This is a genomic window from uncultured Dechloromonas sp. (assembly GCF_945957265.1).
Taxonomy (GTDB): domain Bacteria; phylum Pseudomonadota; class Gammaproteobacteria; order Burkholderiales; family Rhodocyclaceae; genus Azonexus.
Genome location: NZ_CAMFKO010000001.1, coordinates 112224 through 130396 on the forward strand (window position 1 = coordinate 112224; position 18173 = coordinate 130396).

Consider the following 18173-nt stretch of genomic DNA (forward strand, 5'->3'; position numbering starts at 1 on the left):
GGGATGTCGAGATCAGAGTCAGCGACGGTGCGGTAGGGGCGGTTGCTCGTTCAGCGTGTCGGCCTCGGGATCGGTACTGAAGGTGTGACCACAGTTCAGGCAGTGGTTGTTTTCCAGATAGCGCTCATCGATGACCTGGCCAATCTTGGCGCCAGCCGCACCGCCTGCAGTGCCGCCCAGCAAAGCGCCGAGAATCGCGCCGGCAATACCGCCGACACCGATGCCGACGGGGCCAGCCATCGCACCGACACTGGCGCCCAGTCGGGCACCGCTCATGGCTCCGGCAGCACCGCTGGCCGCACCGCCGACAACACCGATGGTGGCGCCGGTCTTCTTGCCGTAGTCGAGGGTTTCAATATTTCTGGAGTTGCAGATCGGGCATTTCAAAGTCATGTTTTATCTCCGGTGTTCATGGGTAATGGGCAGACGGGCCAAGCGAGCCCGTATCTGCCGTGAGGTGAACTGCTTGGAAAGCGCACATGAAAAAGCCCACTCCGCCAGTGACGGAGTGGGCTAAGGATTTATGTGCCGAGAGAAGCTAGTTTTTGAAGAAAGAGACAGGCCTCACTGGTTTCCACAATAAATGTACGTGGCTAAAGAATTTTAGAAACAGGATTCGCTCTCGTGTTTTGTCGGCATGAAACCTACTTCGGACTGAGTACCAGGCGATGAGAAAAATCCAGGGCAGGATGATGTTTTGGAGCCCCAGAATGCCGCTGTCCGTCCGCTATTCGCAGGCAGCCAAAATCTTGCATAGTTAGCCCACAGGCCCATTCTTTGCGACTTCCAGGGCTGGTACTTGCTCAACTAAGCAAGCCATGTAGTCGAGTAGTGCCCACGATCACGCCTAGCGGTAGCGAGTGTTTTGCTGCAAGGGAATTTACTTCTTCGGTTGACAGATGCCCAATTTACCGGATAAATTTTCAGAAAGTTTCAACATTCCGGGAGGTGAGCACACCTGACGTTTTTCGAGAAATACCTCACCACCAGATTTAGTTTTCGCCGCTAAGGCGAAATGTAAATATTTCGGGCAACTCCCGAATTTTTCCTCCGAGTTCCAAGTCGAATTTTCGATCTTTGCGAGCTTTGCGATCTTTGATGCGGTCTGCAACACGCATGACACGCCTCAGAACTGGGTAACCAGTTTATTTGCCACGCCTTCAAGTAAATCATTGATTTTCTTGGCGTATATATGCACAAACGATGCTAGGCATCGGCTGGGCAAAATCTCCCTTTTGCAGTTGCTGTGCCATTCCTAGCGGTTTCGCTGGGATTGAATTCATTCGGCTGCCCGTATTCCAACCATAAAGACGGGCGCCCTCGTACCCCGCAAGGGGCATGGAGAGGATGTTTCATATGTCAAGCCAATTCATCCGACTGCCCGACGTAAAGCGTCTGACCGGGCTGTCGCGGTATTCCATCTACAATCGGGTCGGCACTTCCAGCTACAGCGATCCCGACTTTCCCCGTCCAATTCCGCTGTCGCCATCAGGACGTGGCGCGTTGGGATGTGACATCGCTGAAGTCGAGGACTGGATGGCAAAAAAAGGGGGAGGCACGCCGATGATTCGCCTCACGATTCTGCCGCCAACTTTGCAAAATCAAAATACCGAGAACCCTAGGGAGGATTTGATTTTTATCCCGAGCAACACACGCCTAAATTTCGTTGTAGAACGCGGATTTATTTACTATACGGAGGTAAAAACAAACAATACCAATGGACTAAATAACCAGAAACCCATCAGGAACGGAGCAAATTTCCAGGAAAAAGACCATTTTCAACAAGAGAAGCAGCAATCGGATCGTCGCAATAGTATTCCGAGAATTGAGGATATAGCACAGGACAGCAGTAACCGTTTGATGGCGGAGGTGGGCTATGTCGGTCGAGCCTGACATCCTCAGCCCTTATTCGATTGCCAACCATGACTTTCGGGATGACGCCAATACCTCCATGCTGGCAGACCTTGGGCGCTTCGCTCCACTCCATGCTGCCTATCTAGACCGGTGTGCGATGCTTCTTCACATCACGAATCAGGTTTGCAGCGTTCAGTCTGACGCCTATCCAGCCCCCATTGATGATCGTTCACTCCACGAACTGTGCCAGGAGATTTTGCGTACCAAGGTCAAGCCTTGCACGTTCATCAAACCGAGCCCCGCCGACACTGCGCTTGAAGGGGTATTGACGAAACTGGGCCTAAGGAATGGCGCCATCGAGCGTCTGTACGGCAAGGATATCGAAGCGACAAAAAAGGGGCGGGACTTCGTCCTTGACGGCTTTTTAACACGACTTAGGGAAGCGCTGCAAAGCGAAGGTTTTTGCAAAAAGCAGCGAGCCTGGCTGAAACCGGTCAACAAGAACCGAGAGACCTGTAACGGAGTGCTGGATGCCCTTGAAGCGTCCCCATCCCCTGTGTATTGCGTCCGTCATGAGGTGGTTCATTCGCTCGACCAGAAAGGTGCGTCACAACAAGATTGGCCTCGTACGCTGGCACAGGCGCTTTTTGAGCTACCGGCCGACCTAGGTCTGATCGCTGTCTTGTGTCGCGGCGAACGCCTGCCATCCGGGGATTTTCGGTGTCATGTCGTGATATTTTTTGGGGGAGGAACGAAGAGCAACCAGCAAGCCATCGAGACAGCAACCCGAGCGCGACTCTCGCGCATTCCGGATTCGACCTGCACCAAGCCGCTGGGTTATCGATCCGTCGGGGAAGGACTACTGACCCCGGGTTGCAAGCCACTACGGCATTCCTTGCGAGCCATGCTTTCCCGGGATGAGTTCATTCGTTCCGACTGCTCGCCAGCCCTGAGTTTTTCTTTTCATAAACGAGACGACAAAGCGTTTCGTCTTCCTGCAAATTCCAGCGAGGTGGCCCGTGAAGGATGATATTGAAACTTGTGTTGTGTCCGACAAGTCAGCGCTGATGGCCGATTCAATCATTAATTCGGGGTTATCGGAAACTCCCGACGAACTCAAAAATCGCGCCATCGGTTCGCCATACCACTGTCACTATGACGTGAAATCTGCACCAGATGACGCCGCCAGAGCTTTGGCGACAACCCTGCAAAGACAGCGGACGCGCGATGAATATAAGCAGATTATCGCCTGGATGAACGACTTCCTTGAGTGGGCCTTATCGAGCACCGAGAAACCTGTTGTCCCCAAACTACTGCCGGGACCTCTGCTCTCGCTGGATTTGAGCAACCTAGCTCAGCGTTATATCGCGCGTTTTCCCGTGATGGTCGAGGTGGCCGGGAAGTTTTCCGATCAGAACCGGTACGACGAATACATTGAACTCTTCCGGAATACGTGCAGCCAATTGGGCTTGTACGAGGAAATATTGCTTCAACACCCCTCCTTTTGGTGCAACCTGGACAAGAGACCGCTCGACCAAACGACGGTGCCATGTGCAGCAATCTTTAATAATTTTGTCGAAACGCTGCGGAGCTTGGGGCGGGAAAATAACGCCGCTAGACGGCGTACTGAACGCTTGCGAGATGCCAGGGATCGCCATCGTGATTACTGTCGATACTTTAACTCGCTGATCACTCGTTTTCGTCGGCTGGAGGTGGTACGGGTCGAATTGGGATACCAGAAAACCGAATTCCAGCGCGAGATGAGTACTCTTAAGCGGGATTTTGACGCTTTTTTCCGAAGCAGAAGCTCAGACAAGAAGATTTTCAACGGTCTGGTCGGATACGTCGCCAAATTGGAGCACGGCGTAGACCGAGGGCCGCACATCCACTTGGTTCTAATCTTCGATGGTGACCTGCGGCAAGGTTGCGCAAAATTCTTTGCTCAAGAAATCGGGGAGGATTGGAAGAAGAGCACGAAAGGGAGAGGGAACTACCGTAACGGTCATCTTCACGACGAGGAATACACCCGGCGGGGAACCCTGGGGATTGGATCAATCCGTGTCGACGATGTGAATAAACGGGAGAACTTTTGCAAGTACGTTTTGGCCTACCTATGCAAGGCCGATTCATTCGCCCACCCAAAAGAGATGATCGGCTTCAGGGTAATCCGGCGCGGTGAGCTACCAAAGAAGTCCTCTTCCCAGAAAAAATCCATCGTAGCCCATAAAGCCAAGCTTGCGAAAGCCAAAAACCGTTCGCCTGTTGCTCCGCTTACGGGGCAGGCTGTCAACATCGGCGGAGGAATCATTTAGAACGTGTAGTTTCCGACTGATTTGCGCTGTGGGTGCCATATCGTCAGATGGGTGTCTGCGACGTTACGCATGATGCGTGACTTCCATTAATCAGCCCCGATGAATCGATATGTGCGGGGGGATTCCGATGCTGTTGGACGAAATCCGTAGGTACAACACAGCAGAAAAGCTTGAGAGGGTTGTTGGGCGCACCACCCCAGTGAAGTGGGTGCGCCCTATCCTTGGTCAGGCGCGTGCAGCCATACGTTCGGCAATCCACGCTTCCACTTCGGATTCGACCCATGCCACAGCTCCCCGACCATTTGCATGGCCGGAGAGCTTGATGGGTCGGGGGAACGAAGGATCGTAGTACGGCGACTTAGGGTCAAGTCGCAGGTATACGGTTGAACGACTGCACGCAAGGAGCAGCAGCAACTCGGCAAGCCGAATTAACCTTAAACGGTTTGTTGTGGTCATATTTACACCCGTGATACACGGCGACCACAAGCAAGCGAGTCTGACCATTAGGACGCTCACTGTGGACTTAACGAAGCGAAGCTGGCACAGCAAATACCTCAAGAGGTTTGCTGCCAGTTGTAGCGCTCAATCGCGCTATGGGTGCAATATTTACGTCAGATGGGTGTATTTAAGCCACGCGTGAATCTTGGCGGGCGATTAAATTAAAGCTGAAAAGCCGAATGTTGGCAAGCTGGAATTACAACTCGCTGGAATAAAAATATTCTGCGTTATCTTCCCAAGGCGACTTTCACTGTTACAATGCGCCCCGCTTCGCGCCGTGACAACCACTTGCGGTATTGGAATCTGATGTTAGAAACCCGAGCACAATGTATCTGACGGTATTTTTGACGGTATCAAGAAGTTCGAACCGGACAAAACAACGCAAGCACGGCTAACACAGCCGTTACTTTGACCCCGTCAGGAGCACCAGGTTGCCCATGTGGCTCAGTGGTAGAGCACTCCCTTGGTAAGGGAGAGGTCGGCAGTTCGATCCTGCCCATGGGCACCACCCTTTTCCGGTCGTTACGCGGCCGTGACTCCTCGAATATTCCGCTACCGTCGGCTTTCAGGCCTTGGCCGCGAGCATGCCGCGCTGTTTCATGGCGGCGAGGAATTCGCCGAAATTGGCTTCGCGAACCGAAATGCCGCTCAGGGTATCGCGCAGGCTGAAGGCGCCGATTTCGTCCTGGCCGGATTGCATCATGGATTTGCCAGCGGCGGCGTCAGCAGGCTGCGGGCGTAACGTCTTGGAGTAAATGGCTGGCATGATGCGGCTTTCTTATTGGCTTGGCATCAGTTTCGCCCAAGCCCGAAAAAACCTCCGTGAGCAAATTCACATGGAATTGATTTTCGTGGCCACCGGGAGCGCATGCCGGGCTTTCAAGGCGCTTCGGTATCGCGCCAACCCTGTGTAAACTGCCGGAATTCTTCACCTGCCCCTGGCCCGCATGGATAGCACCGATCTCGCCGCCGTCTGGCTGACCCTGAAACTGGCCACGATCGTCACCCTGCTGCTGCTCGTCGTCGGGACGCCGATCGCCTGGTGGCTGGCCCGCACCCGTTCTGTTTTCAAGGCTGCGGTCGGCGCCGTCGTGGCCCTGCCGCTGGTCCTGCCGCCGACGGTGCTCGGCTTCTACCTGCTCGTCACCATGGGGCCGAACGGGCCTGTCGGCCAGCTGACGCAGTCGCTCGGCCTCGGCTTGCTGCCCTTCACCTTCCCCGGCCTGGTCATCGCCTCGGTGTTCTATTCCCTGCCCTTCGTCGTGCAACCCATACAGAACGCCTTCGAAGCCATCGGCGACGGGCCGCTGGAAGTCGCCGCCACCTTGCGCGCCAGCCCCTGGGATACCTTCTGGTCGGTGGCGGTGCCGCTCGCCAGGCCTGGCTTCCTGTCCGGCGCCATTCTCGGTTTTTCCCATACGGTGGGCGAATTCGGCATCGTGCTGATGATCGGCGGCAACATTCCGGACAAGACCCGCGTCGTATCGGTGCAGATCTACGATCATGTCGAGGCCCTGGAATATACCCAGGCCCATTGGCTGTCCGGTGGCATGGTCCTCTTCAGCTTCCTGGTGCTGATGGCCTTGTATACCTTCAACCCGGCACGCCGGAGCGCCTCATGAGCGGCGAAATCAGCGCGCGCTTCCATATCGAACGGGCCGGGTTTTCGCTCGATGTCGACCTGAGCCTGCCCGGGCAGGGCGTGACCGCGCTGTTCGGCCATTCCGGCTCGGGGAAAACCACCTGCCTGCGCGCCATGGCCGGCCTGGAACGGGCAGCCAAGGGCTACTTCGCCCTTGGCGAAGAGGTCTGGCAGGACGAAGCGCGCGGCCATTTCCTGCCGCCGCATCGGCGCGCCCTTGGCGTCGTGTTCCAGGATGCCGGCCTGTTTCCCCACCTGTCGGTGCGAGGAAACATGGAATTCGGGCAACGCCGGACGCATGGCGCCAGCGCCCTGACCGTCGCCGATGTCGCCGACCTGCTCGGCATCGCCCATTTGCTCGAGCGTTCGCCCAAACAGCTGTCGGGGGGAGAGCGCCAGCGCGTGGCCATCGCCCGCGCCTTGCTGGCGGCCCCTCGCATCCTGCTGATGGACGAGCCGCTGGCCGCGCTCGATCTCCGGCGCAAGCACGAAATCCTGCCCTACCTCGAACGCCTGCACCGCGACCTGGATATTCCGATCATCTACGTCAGCCATGCCCCGGACGAGGTGGCCCGCCTGGCCGACCACCTGGTCCTGCTCGACAGCGGCAAGGCGGTCGCCAGCGGCCCCCTCAACGACGTGCTCGGCCGCATCGACCTGCCGGCGGCCTTCGCCGACGACGCCGGGGTCGTCATCGATGCCCGCATCGCGGCCCACGAGGCCGACGACCTCACGCGCCTGGAGTTCCCGGGCGGCATGATCTTCGTTTCCCGTCGCGACGAAGCCATCGGCACGACGCTGCGCTGCCGCATTCACGCCCGCGATGTCAGCCTGGCGCTGGTGCCGCAAATGCTGTCCAGCATCCTGAACTGCGTGACCGCCACCGTCGTCGGCCTGGCGCCGACCGACACCCCGGGCCACGTCATGGTCAAGCTGGAGGCCGGGGGCGAGCCCCTGCTCGCACGCATTACCCGACGCTCCGCCGAGAAACTCGAGATACGGCCCGGCCTCGTCCTGCGCGCCCAGATCAAGGCCGTCGCCCTGCTCGGCTGAGCGACGCACGGGGCACGCGCCCCGCTTGGCGGCGCCAGGCGCATGGATGTCCACCCGCCAGGAAGTCCGTCAGTCCACCTGAAGCGCCAAACGGCAGCCAACTACAATATTTAACATTTTTATAAGTAACCTTATCAATTCTTAGCCAATTCGGCTTGCATTATCAAAGCGGCAAGGTGAGAATCACAGGCGAATCCACAAATTAACAAAAACAATATTTGTGACAGGGCGCGCACTGGAAACGAAGATGAGATTTGCAAGCGGGTTGATAGCCATTCTTTCGGTCTTCTCGACGAACAGTCCGGCTGCCGACCCGTTTTTCGATGACCTCACGCTCGAAGAACTCGTCAAGACCGACATCACCTCCGTCTCGCGCAAAAGCCAGAGCATCTCCGACGTCGCCGCCGCGGCTTTCGTCATTTCCTCCGAAGACATCCGGCGCTCCGGCGCGCAGGCCCTGCCCGACGTGTTGCGCATGGTGCCGGGCATCCAGGTCGCGCAGATCGACAACGGCCGCTATGCGGTCACGGCGCGCAGCCACAACGGGCGATTCGCCACCAAGCTGCAAGTCCTGATCGACGGCCGCAGCATTTATCACCCGCTGTTCGCCGGCGTCATGTGGGAACTCGACCCGATTCCGCTCGAGGACATCGAGCGCATCGAAGTCATTCGCGGGGCCGGCGCGGTGATGTGGGGCGCCAACGCCGTCAATGGCCTGATCAACATCATCAGCAAGCCGACGCGCGGCCAGGCCGGCGCCGCGCTCAACGTCGCCGGCGGCACGCAGGGCAACGGCAACCTGTACGCCCGCTTCGGGCAGATCGTCAACGACAGCACCAGCTGGCGACTTTCCGCGCAGGGGCGCCATGTCGACAGCTCCCGCCAGCACGACTACCCGGAACGGGCGCGCGACCGCCTGGACAACCAGCTGGTCGACTTTCGCCTCGACCATGCGCTGGGCGGCGGCCGCGACCTCAGCCTCTGGGCCAACGCCACCCAGTCGAGAACCGGCGACATCTGGCGGACCAAACCCGACTGGAGCCAGCCCGGACTCCACGTTTCCCCCTATCTCCCGACCCAGGAACTGAACAGCCAGAGCCTGGTCGGCCGTTATCGCTGGCTGAGCGACGGCGGCATCGAGTCCTCGCTCCAGATGTCGGCAACCCGCTCCGGCATCGACATCACCGAGTTCCTCCGCGAGAGCCGCAACACCTACGACATCGACTACCAGGGCCGCCTGGCGCTCAGTCGCCACGACCTGATCTGGGGCCTCAACCATCGCTCGTCGCAGGACGACATTTCGACCAACGAACCCTACCTCAAGACGACCGGCTCTTCGTACAACCAGAAAAATACCGGCCTATTCCTGCACGACGACTGGACGCTGCTGGCCGACACCCTGAAACTCGGCCTGGGCGCACGCGCCGACGTGACCAGCCGGAACGGCACGAACTATTCGGCCAACGCCACCATGCTGTGGACCCCGACGCGCACCGACACCGCCTGGCTGAAACTGGCCCAGGCCCCGCGCACCTCGACGCGCGCCGAGCGCGACATTTCCATCGTCTCCCAGGCCTCCGTCACCCAGCAGGGCGGCTCCGCCATTCCGGTCATCACCTACGTCAACGCCAACCGCGACCTCGGCGCCGAGATGTCGCGCGGCCTCGAACTGGGCTACCGCAAGCAGTTCTCCAGCAACGCCAACGTCGACATCAGCGCCTATCGCTATCGCCTGACCAAGCAGCGCACCGGATCGCAGACCGGCACGTTCGGCTGCCACGCCTTCCTGCCGGCGCAGAACGTCGCCGCCTGCAACTATTTCGGCGTTCCCACCGCCTTCCCGGGCACCCCGGTCATCTTCAACCTGATCCACACGGTGAACGAAGCGGCCGGCTGGAACGACGGCATCGAACTATCCGCCGACTGGCTGCTCGCACCGGCCTGGCGCCTGCAGTTGTCGTACGCCTGGAGCACGCTGAAGATGGACCGCAGCAGCGACCCCGTGGTCAATGGCGACGCCGAGATCAGCGAACGCGCCCACCCGAAGCACGTGGCCTCCTTGCGCTCGCAGTGGAACATCACCAGCCGCCAGCAGTTCGACCTGTGGCTGCGCGGCGCCAGCGGCTACCAGCAACTCCGCCTGGTCGACACGGTCCCCAATGCCGGCAGCGCCCCCCGCTTCGACCGGGTTGGCGGCTATGCCACCCTTGATCTGCGCTATGCCTACCGCTGGCGCAAGGATCTGGAATTCGCCCTGATCGGCCGCAACCTGATCGCCGCGAATCGTGTCGAAACCCTGTCGGACTACATCCCCACCCCATCCACCGAAATTCCGCGAACCTGGCTGGCCAGCACCCGCTGGACTTTCTGACCCATTCCATGCGCCTCCGCACCCTCCGCCGAATCGCCGCACCGCTGACGCTAGCCTTCGGCCTGGCGCTGGCGATGTCGTCGACCTTCGGCGAGGTGACGTCGGAAGCGCAGCTGAAAGCGGCCTACCTGGTCAATTTCCTGAAATACGTGGAATGGCCGGGTAGCCGCAGCACGGTCAGCATCTGCCTGTTCGGACGCGAGAATCTCGGCCACTACCTGGCCAGCTACGAAGGGCGCCAGATCGCCGGCCGCGAACTGCGCGTCCGCAAGGTGAGCGGCCCGGACCAGCTCCCCGATTGCCAGGCCCTGTTCGTCCCCGATACCGAAGAAGCCCGCATTGGCGCGGTCTTGCGCTGGGTCGACCGGCAACCCATACTGACGGTCAGCGACGTCGAAACCTTCGTCCGGGATGGCGGCGCCATTGCCTTGATCCGCAATGACGGACGCCTGCAATTCGACGTCAATGCCGAAACGATCAGTCGTGCCAACCTGAAAGCGAGTTCGCAAATGCTACGCCTCGCCCGCCAAGTCACCGGAGCCGCTCGATGAAGCACGATTTGCCCATACGCCGCCGACTGGCGCTGATCATCACCGTATCGATCGGCATCAGCCTGCTGTGTACCGCGCTGTTCTTTGCCGCACGGCAGACCGAGCACCGGCGCTCGGCCAAGCTCAGCGAACTGCGCTCGATGGCCGAGGTGATCGCCTTCAACGCCACGGCGGTCGTCGAGTTCCAGGACGCCCCCGGCGCCGAACGCCTGTTTGCGGCCCTGTCCCGCCACCCGGATATCGTGGTCGGCCGCATGACCAACGCCGACGGCAAATTCACCTACGCCTACCAGCTCGCCGGGGCCGCCGCGCCCGCCATCGCCCACCGCCAGACGGCGCTCGCCAACGGGTCGGCAACGGTGGCCGACTGGAGCCACGTGACGAGCATCGTGCCGATCTCCATGAACGGCACCGCCATCGGCATGGTTGCCCTGACCGCCAGCCTGGGCAGCGTCTGGCGCGAAATCGCGACCGACCTGGCGGCGTTCGGCACCGCCTCGCTGGTCGCCTTTGCGCTGGCCCTGCTCATTGCCAACCGGATGCAGCGCTCCCTGCTCTCCGCCCTCGGGTCGCTGACCAATACCGCCAACCGGGTGGCCGGCAGCAAGAACTTCAGCGAGCGGGCAACCAAGCACTCCAACGACGAAATCGGACAGCTGGCCGATGCCTTCAACACCATGCTCGTCGAAATTGCCAGCCGCGACGAAGCGCTGGAGCAATATCGCGAACACCTCGAGGAAGAAGTCGATCGGCGAACCCAGGAACTGGTCCTCGCCAAGGAAGCGGCGGAAGGCGCCAACCGCGCCAAGAGCGCCTTCCTCGCCAACATGAGCCACGAAATCCGCACCCCGATGAACGGCATCATCGGCGTCGCCGACCTGCTTGCCGCCGGCAAGCTCAGCGCCCACCAGCACAGCCAGCTGGCGACCCTGCGCGGCTCGGCCGACTCGCTGCTCTTCCTGCTCAACGACATTCTCGATTTCTCGCGTATCGAAGCCGGCGGCCTGCAACTGGAGAAGCTCCCCTTCCCCTTCCGCGACGTCATCGGCCAGGTCGCCCAGGCCTTCGCGCCGGCCGCGCGCAAGAAGGGGCTGGAACTGTGGTTCGACATCGACCCCGACCTGCCGGACTACATCCTCGGCGACAAATACCGTCTCGGCCAGATCATCACCAACCTGCTCAACAATGCGATCAAATTCACCAGCAACGGCGGCATCCGCATCTCCTGCCGACGCGCCCCGGGCGGCGGCAAGCAGCTGAGCATCGACGTCCAGGACACCGGCATCGGCATCAGCGAAGCCGCGCAACGCGACATTTTTTCCCCCTTCCGCCAGGCCGACAACAGCATGAGCCGCCGCTTCGGTGGCAGCGGGCTGGGGCTGGCCATCGTGCACGACCTCATCCAGCTGATGGGCGGCCGGATCGCCGTCGCCAGCGCCCCCGGCCAGGGGTCGGTGTTTTCCATCACGCTGCCGCTGCTCGGTGCCGGCGGCGACGCCCGCCGCCTGCCGGAATGGATGCCCGGCCTGCGCGGCCGGCATGTCGTCGTTTCCTGCAACAACGAGGCGCGCAACCAGCACTGGCTGAATCTGTTGCGCTGGGCCGGCATCGAGGCCATTTCCACGACCTGCATCGGCCAGGACCCGTCGGCGCCGACCCGTTTCAATACCGATACCGTCCTCGTCGAAGACAACACCGATTTGCGCAGCATCCTCAAGCTGCGCGACACCTGGCCGACGGCACCGGCCCTGATCGTGCGCGGCGTGGCCAGCCCGGAAGGGCAGACCCTGCCGATGCCGGAATGGATCGAGGGCGAGTTGAGCGAACCCTTCGGCGACCTGGCGCTGTGGACCGAACTGGCCCAGATGTGGAGCCTGACCGAAGAAGACGAGGAGGAAACGGCGCAGGCCGGCGGCGCGCTGCATTTCGGGGCCGACGTGCTGATGGTCGAGGACAACGACACCAACCGCCTGATCCTCGAACAGATTCTGAATGCCCTGGGGTGCCAGACCAGCCATGCGATCAATGGGCAGGAAGCGCTGGACATCCTGCGCCAGCGGTCGTTCGACATGGTCCTGATGGATGTCCAGATGCCGGTCATGGACGGCCTGACGGCAACCCGCCGCATCCGCGAACGGGAGGCCGCCGAAGGCCTGCCGCGGCAGACGATCATCGCGCTGACCGCCAACGCGCTCGCCGGAGACCGCGAGATGTGCCTGCAGGCCGGCATGGACGACTACGTTGCCAAGCCGGTCACCATCGGCGGCATCAGCACGGCGATGCTGCGCTGGCTGCGGGCGACACGCATCGGCAACGAAATGGCGGACGAAATCGAGGAAGCGGAAGCGCTCCCCGCGCCGCCGCCCGAGGACAAGGTCGAGGCAGCCGCGCTGCCCAGCTTCGATTTCCGCGAGCTACGCACCAGCCTCGGCAAGGAGGCCGACCGCATCATCCCGAACGTGGTGAACTCGTACCTGCGGGAAGGCATGGCCCATATCGAGGTGCTGTCGAACCTGAGCGGCGACTTCGATCTCGAACACATCACCCGCATCGTGCATAACCTGAAAAGCTCGAGCGCGGCGCTTGGGCTGATGGATTTCTCGGCACGCTGCAAGGAAGCCGAGCAGGCGGCCCGCAATCAGCAGTCGGCGACGCTCCTCGGCCTGCTGCCGGGCATCGTCTCGGATTTCGTGCTGGTCCGCTCGGCGGCCGAGAAACTCCTCGAGGAACTCGGCCAGAAAAGGGGAGGATAAAGTGGACAACGTCAAACCCCGCATCCTGATCGTCGATGACGAACCGGTCATGCGCACCATCACCGAATCGGTGCTGGCCCAGCATGAGTTCGAAGTCAGCACGGCCAGCTCCGCCGAACAGGCCATCCTGATGATCAGCGAAGGCTACGTTCCCAGCCTGATCCTGCTCGACGTGCTGATGCCCGGCATGAACGGCTTCGAGGCCTGCCGCATCCTGCGCCGCAAGCATCGGCTGGAACATCTGCCGATCATCATGCTCACCGCGCTCGACGACCAGAAATCGATCGACGAAGCCTACCGCTGCGGCGCCACGGACTTCATCACCAAGCCGCTCAACATTCCGCTGATGCCGCACCGCATCCGCTACCTGCTGCGCTCCGCCTCGGCCATCCGCGAGCTGTACGACAGCCAGGCGACGCTGATCAACACCCAGCAGATCGCCCGTCTCGGCAACTGGACGACCGATACCGGGGGCAACATCGTTCGCGCCTCGCGGGAATACCTCGAAATCATCGGCGCCAGCCAGCTGCCCTTCCCCGACCAGCGCCTGATGGCCCGGGTGCACCGCGAAGACCGCACCCTGCTGCTGCGCCAGCGCGCCGAGCTGTGCATGGGGCGCCCGTACCAGATCGACTACCGCCTGCGCAACCAGGTCGACAGCAATGTCTGGCAGCACGTCCACGAACGCGGCTTTCCCCGCTTCGACGAGCGCCACCGCTACATCGGCGCCGAGGGCTTCACCCAGGACATCACCGAGCGCGTCACGCAGGAGGAAAGGATACGCGACCTGGCCTGGCATGACGCGGTCACCGGGCTGAACAACCGCGCCCGCCTGGTCGAGCTGCTCGAACGCGAGGCCGAATTGTCGGGAAAACACCCCCTGTCGATCGTCTTCATCCATCTCGCCAACCTGCGCGACGTGCAGACCGTCCTCGGCCAGGAGATCGCCGACGCCACCATCCGCGCGCTGACCGGCCGCCTCAAGGGCCTGCTCGACGCACCGGAATGCAGCTGCGGCACCGATCCCGAGTGCATGCAACAGGTCAAGCTGGCGCGCTACGACGAGCATTCCCTGATTGCCGCCCTGCCCGGAAGCATGTCGAAAGAGCGGGTCCATTGCTTCTCCGGGCAGATCGTCGAAGTCATGCAACGCCCCTTGCTGCTGCAGGGCGAGGAAATCCTGATCAAGGCCTTCATCGGCATCGCCGACTACCCGGAACATGCCGATGCGATTCCGGAGCTGATGCGCCAGGCGATGCTGGTCGCCACCCAGGCGTCGGCCAGCGGCGGCGCCAGCGTGAGCTTCTTCGACCCGCAGCATGACCGCGCCGCCAGCCATCGCATGATGCTCGAGCGCCATCTGCGCGCCGCCATCGAACAGGGCGGCCAGCTGCAGCCGTATTTCCAGCCCAAGCTCTGCGCCAGCACGGGCGAAATGAATGGCGCCGAAGTCCTGCTCCGCTGGAAGCACCCCGAACTGGGCATGATTTCGCCCGGCGAGTTCATTCCCCTGGCCGAGGAAACCGGTCTCATCCACCCGATCAGCGAATGGCTGATCGCCCATGTCTGCGACCTGATCGCCGACTGGCACACCTGGGGCATGAAGCCGGGGCGGATCAGCATCAACCTGTCGGCCGACAGCATTTTCGAACGCTCGCTGATCCAGTTCATCGACGAACAGCTCCAGCGCACCGGCATTCCGCCGGAATCGCTGGTCATCGAGCTGACCGAAAGCGTGCTGATGCAGAACGCCGATACCGCGCAGAACGTCATCGCCCAGCTGCGCCAGCGCGGCATCCACGTGTCGCTCGACGATTTCGGAACGGGCTTCTCGTCGCTCGGCTACCTCAACCGTTTCAGCATCGACGAAATCAAGATCGACCGTTCCTTCGTCATCGACCTCGAGAACGACAGCCGCGAGCGGGCGCTGGTGCACGCAATCATCACCCTCGGCCACGCCCTCGGCCTGACGGTCGTTGCCGAAGGCGTCGAAACCGAGCGCCAGGCCTCGTTGCTGCGCGAAATCGGCTGCGACACCTTCCAGGGCTTCCTGTTCGCGCGGCCGATGCCGGTCCAGGACTTCCTCGTCTTCAAACCGGCGGCGGCTTCGCCCGCGCCCGCCGACAAACCCGCATGAGACACCGGAACATCCGCCCCGCCCGCTTCCTTGTCCTCGCCCTGCTCGGCGCCGGCCTCGCGCAGGCTGCCCCGGCCTGGGGCGCCATCGACGCCATCGACAATTCGCTGGAGGACCTGCTCAAGGTCCGTATCGTATCGACGCCCAAGTTTGCCGAAAACCCGGACCAGATCCCCTCGGTCGTCTCCATCCTCACCGCCGACGACATCCGGCTCTACGGCTGGCGCACCCTGGGCGACGCGCTGCGCAGCCTGCAGGGATTCACCGTCACCCAAGACCACACCTATGCCTACGGCGGCGTGCGCGGCATCTCGCAACCCGGCGACTATCGGCCGCGCATGCAGACCCTGATCGACGGCCAGTCGGTCACCGAGAACATCTTCGCCAGCGCGCCGGTCGACTCGGCCTTCCCGATCGATATCGGGCTGATCGAGCGCATCGAGGTCATCCGCGGCCCCAGCGCGGCGATCTACGGCGGCGACGCGATGTTCGGCGTAATCAACGTGGTGACCCGCAGCGGCAGCAGCGTCGGCGGCGAAGCCTCGCTCAAGCTGTCCAGCGGCGCCGACCGTCGCCTGCGCCTGAGCTGGGGCGGCCAGCTCGGCGGCCACGACGTGCTGCTCTCGGTCTCCGGTTTCGACACCCACGGGCGGACGCTGTCGGTCGACGATGTCAATGGCGACGGCTCGCGCCGCGACCTGCACCGCGTCGACGGCAAGGACGGCGGGCAGCTGTTCGCCAAGATTCGGGGCAGCGACTGGCACCTGTCGCTGATCCACGCCAAGCGCGAAAAGATCGTCCCCACCGCCAGCTTCGACAGCATTGCCGACGACCGGGGGCATATCGAAACCGATACCTATACCCTGCTCAACCTGAGCAAACAATGGCGCCTCAACACCAGCAACACCCTGCACCAGCAGCTCTACCTGGGTGACTATCGCTACGACGGCACCTTCCCCTACGACTATTCGAGCGCCGCGATCGCCGACCCGCGCGTCCTGAACGTCGACGCCGTGCGCGGCAGCTGGTGGGGCATCGAGAACCGGCTGGTGAATACCGCCTGGTCCGGCCAGCGGATCACGCTGGGGATCGAATACAAATCCAACTGGCGCCAGAACCAGCTCAACCTCGACCGGGGCTACGGCTGCGTGGACAACGCCAGTACGACGCCCTGCCTCGACGACCGGCGGCGCAGCACGCAGATTTCGCTCACCGCGCAGGACGAGGTCCAGCTCGGCGACGCCACCCTGCTCACGCTGGGGCTGAGCCACGATCACGTCGATACGCAGGGCCACCTCGGCACCTTCTGGAGCCCGCGCATCGGGCTCACCCACGAAACGCGTAGCGCCGGATTGTTCAAGATCCTGTATGGCACGGCCTTCCGCGTGCCGACCGTCTACGAACGCTACTACACGACGCCGACCTTCGCCTACGGCAATCCCTCGCTGGAACCGGAAAAGATGCGCTCCCTGGAAATCGCCTGGGAAAAGCGTTTCGGCATGCAGTCGAAGCTGACGGCGACGGCCTACCACTTCCGCATCGAGCGGATGGTGACGACGGATGACAACGGGACGGCCATCAACGGCACACCGGTCCGGGCAACCGGCCTGGAGGTCGAGTACGAGCAAAGCTGGAACAACGGAAGCCGGCTGCGCACGGGCTACAGCATCCAGCATGCCGCCGACGACAGCCGCCGCTTCGACAACTCGCCGCGCCACATGGTCAAGGCCAATATCGGCCTGCCGACCGGCCTGCCGCACCTGATGGCCGGTCTGGAAGGCCAGTGGATCAGCCGTCGCAGCGCCGACATGGGCAACCAGTCGGTCCCCGCCTACCTGCTGGCCAACCTGAACCTGCGCTACGCCCCGTCAGGCGAACGCTGGGAAGTCGCGCTGGGCCTCTACAACCTGTTCGACCGCCAGTACGCCGACCCGGTCTCCAGCGACCAGATCATGGGCGTCCGCCGCTGGCAGATGCCGCAATTCGGTCGCACCGCCATGCTCCACACCACCCTGCGTTTCTGAACGAAGCCCGGCGGCAGGCAGGCCGCCGAATCCCGTCGGCCTGTCCGGCCAATCAGTCGGCCAGTTCGATCTGCCCGCTGACGTTGGTGGTAATCAGGCTCTCGCCCGCCTCCAGCGGCGCCGGCGCGGCCTCGGCGGCCATCATGACGGCCCGGCCGCGGGCCAGCGGCATGGGCGGCACGCCGCCCGCCTGGTTGATGTGCATCTGCTTGATCTTCCAGCCCTTGCCCAGCGCATCGGCGATCAGCGCGGCGCGGCTCTGGAAGGCGCGGATGGCTTCGCGCATGGCTTCGTCCTCGGCCTGGTGCCGCGTGTCGGGCGACGGCATCTGGCTGATGTCGCCCACCGCCAGGCGCATCTGCTGCAGGCGGCCCAGCAGCTCGGAAACGGCGCCGAAATCCTTCGATTCGATCAGCAGTTCGCTGCGCATCCGCCAGCCATCGATCTTGCGCGACTGGGTGTAGACCGGGTAGGTCGACTGGCTGCCGCTCTTGACGTTGACGCCCTTTCTTTCGCGAATGACCTTGAGCGCCTCGGCGATATCGCCGTTGACCCGCCGCGCCAGCTCGGCCGGATTGCTGCCGGTGGCTTCGCTGAACACGCTGGCGCGCACCATGTCGTTGACGGCCGGCCGGCTGGCCTCGGCGGACAGGTCGATCACGGCGCCGGCGTGGGCGGTTGCGGCCAGGCCCATGGCCAACAGGGCAAACAGTTTCTTTTTCATTGGATTCCCTTGTCGCGGAAACGGCCGTAGACGACCAGCAGGATGATCGCGGCCACCACCGAGGCGATGAATCCAGCCCCCTGCCCGGCCTGGTACCAGCCCATGGTCTGCCCGATGATGCCGGCCAGGAACGACCCGGCCACGCCGAGCAGGATGGTGGCGAGGAACCCCATGTTTTCCTTGCCGGGATGCAGCAATTTGGCGACGACGCCAATCGCGAAGCCGACCAGTATGGTCCACACGATACCCATTGA

15 protein-coding genes and 1 tRNA gene are annotated in these 18173 nt (G+C 62.1%); 11 read left to right on the forward strand and 5 right to left on the reverse strand.

What is annotated here, in order from left to right:
• Positions 1-18 precede the first annotated feature (18 nt).
• Positions 19-393 (reverse strand): hypothetical protein, encoded by a 375-nt coding sequence (locus tag Q0P59_RS00545; protein ID WP_295002370.1) that lies wholly within the window; start codon positions 391-393, stop codon positions 19-21.
• A 963-nt stretch (positions 394-1356) separates the two neighbouring features.
• Here Q0P59_RS00545 and Q0P59_RS00550 point away from each other — a divergent pair.
• The 3 genes from Q0P59_RS00550 to Q0P59_RS00560 are packed head-to-tail and all read left to right on the forward strand — an operon-like array spanning position 1357 to position 4166.
• Positions 1357-1893, forward strand: a complete 537-nt coding sequence (locus Q0P59_RS00550) for an AlpA family phage regulatory protein (protein ID WP_295002371.1) — start codon at positions 1357-1359, stop codon at positions 1891-1893.
• The gene (locus Q0P59_RS00555; RefSeq protein WP_295002373.1) at positions 1877-2884 is read left to right on the forward strand and encodes a hypothetical protein; all 1008 of its coding nucleotides are present in this window, start codon (positions 1877-1879) and stop codon (positions 2882-2884) included. Before Q0P59_RS00550 ends, Q0P59_RS00555 begins: the two co-directional genes overlap by 17 nt.
• Positions 2874-4166, forward strand: a complete 1293-nt coding sequence (locus tag Q0P59_RS00560; protein WP_295002375.1) for an inovirus-type Gp2 protein — start codon at positions 2874-2876, stop codon at positions 4164-4166. The genes Q0P59_RS00555 and Q0P59_RS00560 overlap by 11 nt, the downstream gene beginning before the upstream one ends.
• A 225-nt stretch (positions 4167-4391) precedes the next feature.
• Here Q0P59_RS00560 and Q0P59_RS00565 read toward each other — a convergent pair whose 3' ends face one another.
• Positions 4392-4670, reverse strand: a complete 279-nt coding sequence (locus tag Q0P59_RS00565) for an AlpA family phage regulatory protein (protein ID WP_366090039.1) — start codon at positions 4668-4670, stop codon at positions 4392-4394.
• Between the two features lie 427 nt (positions 4671-5097).
• On the opposite strand from Q0P59_RS00565, the gene Q0P59_RS00570 reads away from it, so the two are divergent.
• A tRNA-Thr gene (locus tag Q0P59_RS00570) sits at positions 5098-5172 on the forward strand.
• Between the two features lie 57 nt (positions 5173-5229).
• Here Q0P59_RS00570 and Q0P59_RS00575 read toward each other — a convergent pair.
• The gene (locus Q0P59_RS00575; protein WP_295002379.1) at positions 5230-5367 is read right to left on the reverse strand and encodes a hypothetical protein; all 138 of its coding nucleotides are present in this window, start codon (positions 5365-5367) and stop codon (positions 5230-5232) included.
• 244 nt (positions 5368-5611) lie between these two features.
• Between Q0P59_RS00575 and modB the strand changes: the two genes are divergently transcribed.
• From modB to Q0P59_RS00610, 7 genes are all read left to right on the forward strand, one after another.
• On the forward strand, positions 5612-6286 hold the full coding sequence (modB, locus tag Q0P59_RS00580) for a molybdate ABC transporter permease subunit (protein WP_295002381.1): 675 nt from the start codon (positions 5612-5614) through the stop codon (positions 6284-6286).
• On the forward strand, positions 6283-7359 hold the full coding sequence (gene modC, locus Q0P59_RS00585; protein ID WP_295002383.1) for a molybdenum ABC transporter ATP-binding protein: 1077 nt from the start codon (positions 6283-6285) through the stop codon (positions 7357-7359). Before modB ends, modC begins: the two co-directional genes overlap by 4 nt.
• 247 nt (positions 7360-7606) lie before the next feature.
• Positions 7607-9730: a TonB-dependent receptor plug domain-containing protein gene (locus tag Q0P59_RS00590; protein ID WP_295002385.1), complete on the forward strand. Its 2124-nt coding sequence runs from the start codon at positions 7607-7609 to the stop codon at positions 9728-9730.
• Between the two features lie 8 nt (positions 9731-9738).
• Entirely contained in the window at positions 9739-10281 is a 543-nt protein-coding gene (locus Q0P59_RS00595) for a YfiR family protein (RefSeq protein ID WP_295002387.1), read from the forward strand.
• On the forward strand, positions 10278-13034 hold the full coding sequence (locus Q0P59_RS00600; protein ID WP_295002389.1) for an ATP-binding protein: 2757 nt from the start codon (positions 10278-10280) through the stop codon (positions 13032-13034). The genes Q0P59_RS00595 and Q0P59_RS00600 overlap by 4 nt, the downstream gene beginning before the upstream one ends.
• Position 13035: 1 nt before the next feature.
• Entirely contained in the window at positions 13036-15171 is a 2136-nt protein-coding gene (locus Q0P59_RS00605; protein WP_295002391.1) for an EAL domain-containing protein, read from the forward strand.
• Positions 15168-17195, forward strand: coding sequence for a TonB-dependent receptor (locus Q0P59_RS00610; protein WP_295002393.1), 2028 nt, complete (start codon positions 15168-15170; stop codon positions 17193-17195). The genes Q0P59_RS00605 and Q0P59_RS00610 overlap by 4 nt, the downstream gene beginning before the upstream one ends.
• A 52-nt stretch (positions 17196-17247) precedes the next feature.
• Here Q0P59_RS00610 and Q0P59_RS00615 read toward each other — a convergent pair whose 3' ends face one another.
• Entirely contained in the window at positions 17248-17919 is a 672-nt protein-coding gene (locus tag Q0P59_RS00615; RefSeq protein WP_295002396.1) for an SIMPL domain-containing protein, read from the reverse strand.
• A complete protein-coding gene (locus Q0P59_RS00620) occupies positions 17916-18170 on the reverse strand; it encodes a GlsB/YeaQ/YmgE family stress response membrane protein (RefSeq protein WP_295002398.1) in 255 nt (84 codons plus the stop codon). Before Q0P59_RS00620 ends, Q0P59_RS00615 begins: the two co-directional genes overlap by 4 nt.
• Between the last annotated feature and the right edge of the window lie 3 nt (positions 18171-18173).

Coding starts and splice junctions, on each gene's coding strand:
- Q0P59_RS00545 (WP_295002370.1), bottom strand. CDS start 393: ATGACTTTGAAATGCCCGATCTGCAACTCCAGAAATATTGAAACCCTC.
- Q0P59_RS00550 (WP_295002371.1), top strand. CDS start 1,357: ATGTCAAGCCAATTCATCCGACTGCCCGACGTAAAGCGTCTGACCGGG.
- Q0P59_RS00555 (WP_295002373.1), top strand. CDS start 1,877: ATGTCGGTCGAGCCTGACATCCTCAGCCCTTATTCGATTGCCAACCAT.
- Q0P59_RS00565 (WP_366090039.1), bottom strand. CDS start 4,670: ATGGTCAGACTCGCTTGCTTGTGGTCGCCGTGTATCACGGGTGTAAAT.
- Q0P59_RS00575 (WP_295002379.1), bottom strand. CDS start 5,367: ATGATGCAATCCGGCCAGGACGAAATCGGCGCCTTCAGCCTGCGCGAT.
- modB (WP_295002381.1), top strand. CDS start 5,612: ATGGATAGCACCGATCTCGCCGCCGTCTGGCTGACCCTGAAACTGGCC.
- modC (WP_295002383.1), top strand. CDS start 6,283: ATGAGCGGCGAAATCAGCGCGCGCTTCCATATCGAACGGGCCGGGTTT.
- Q0P59_RS00590 (WP_295002385.1), top strand. CDS start 7,607: ATGAGATTTGCAAGCGGGTTGATAGCCATTCTTTCGGTCTTCTCGACG.
- Q0P59_RS00595 (WP_295002387.1), top strand. CDS start 9,739: ATGCGCCTCCGCACCCTCCGCCGAATCGCCGCACCGCTGACGCTAGCC.
- Q0P59_RS00600 (WP_295002389.1), top strand. CDS start 10,278: ATGAAGCACGATTTGCCCATACGCCGCCGACTGGCGCTGATCATCACC.
- Q0P59_RS00610 (WP_295002393.1), top strand. CDS start 15,168: ATGAGACACCGGAACATCCGCCCCGCCCGCTTCCTTGTCCTCGCCCTG.
- Q0P59_RS00615 (WP_295002396.1), bottom strand. CDS start 17,919: ATGAAAAAGAAACTGTTTGCCCTGTTGGCCATGGGCCTGGCCGCAACC.
- Q0P59_RS00620 (WP_295002398.1), bottom strand. CDS start 18,170: ATGGGTATCGTGTGGACCATACTGGTCGGCTTCGCGATTGGCGTCGTC.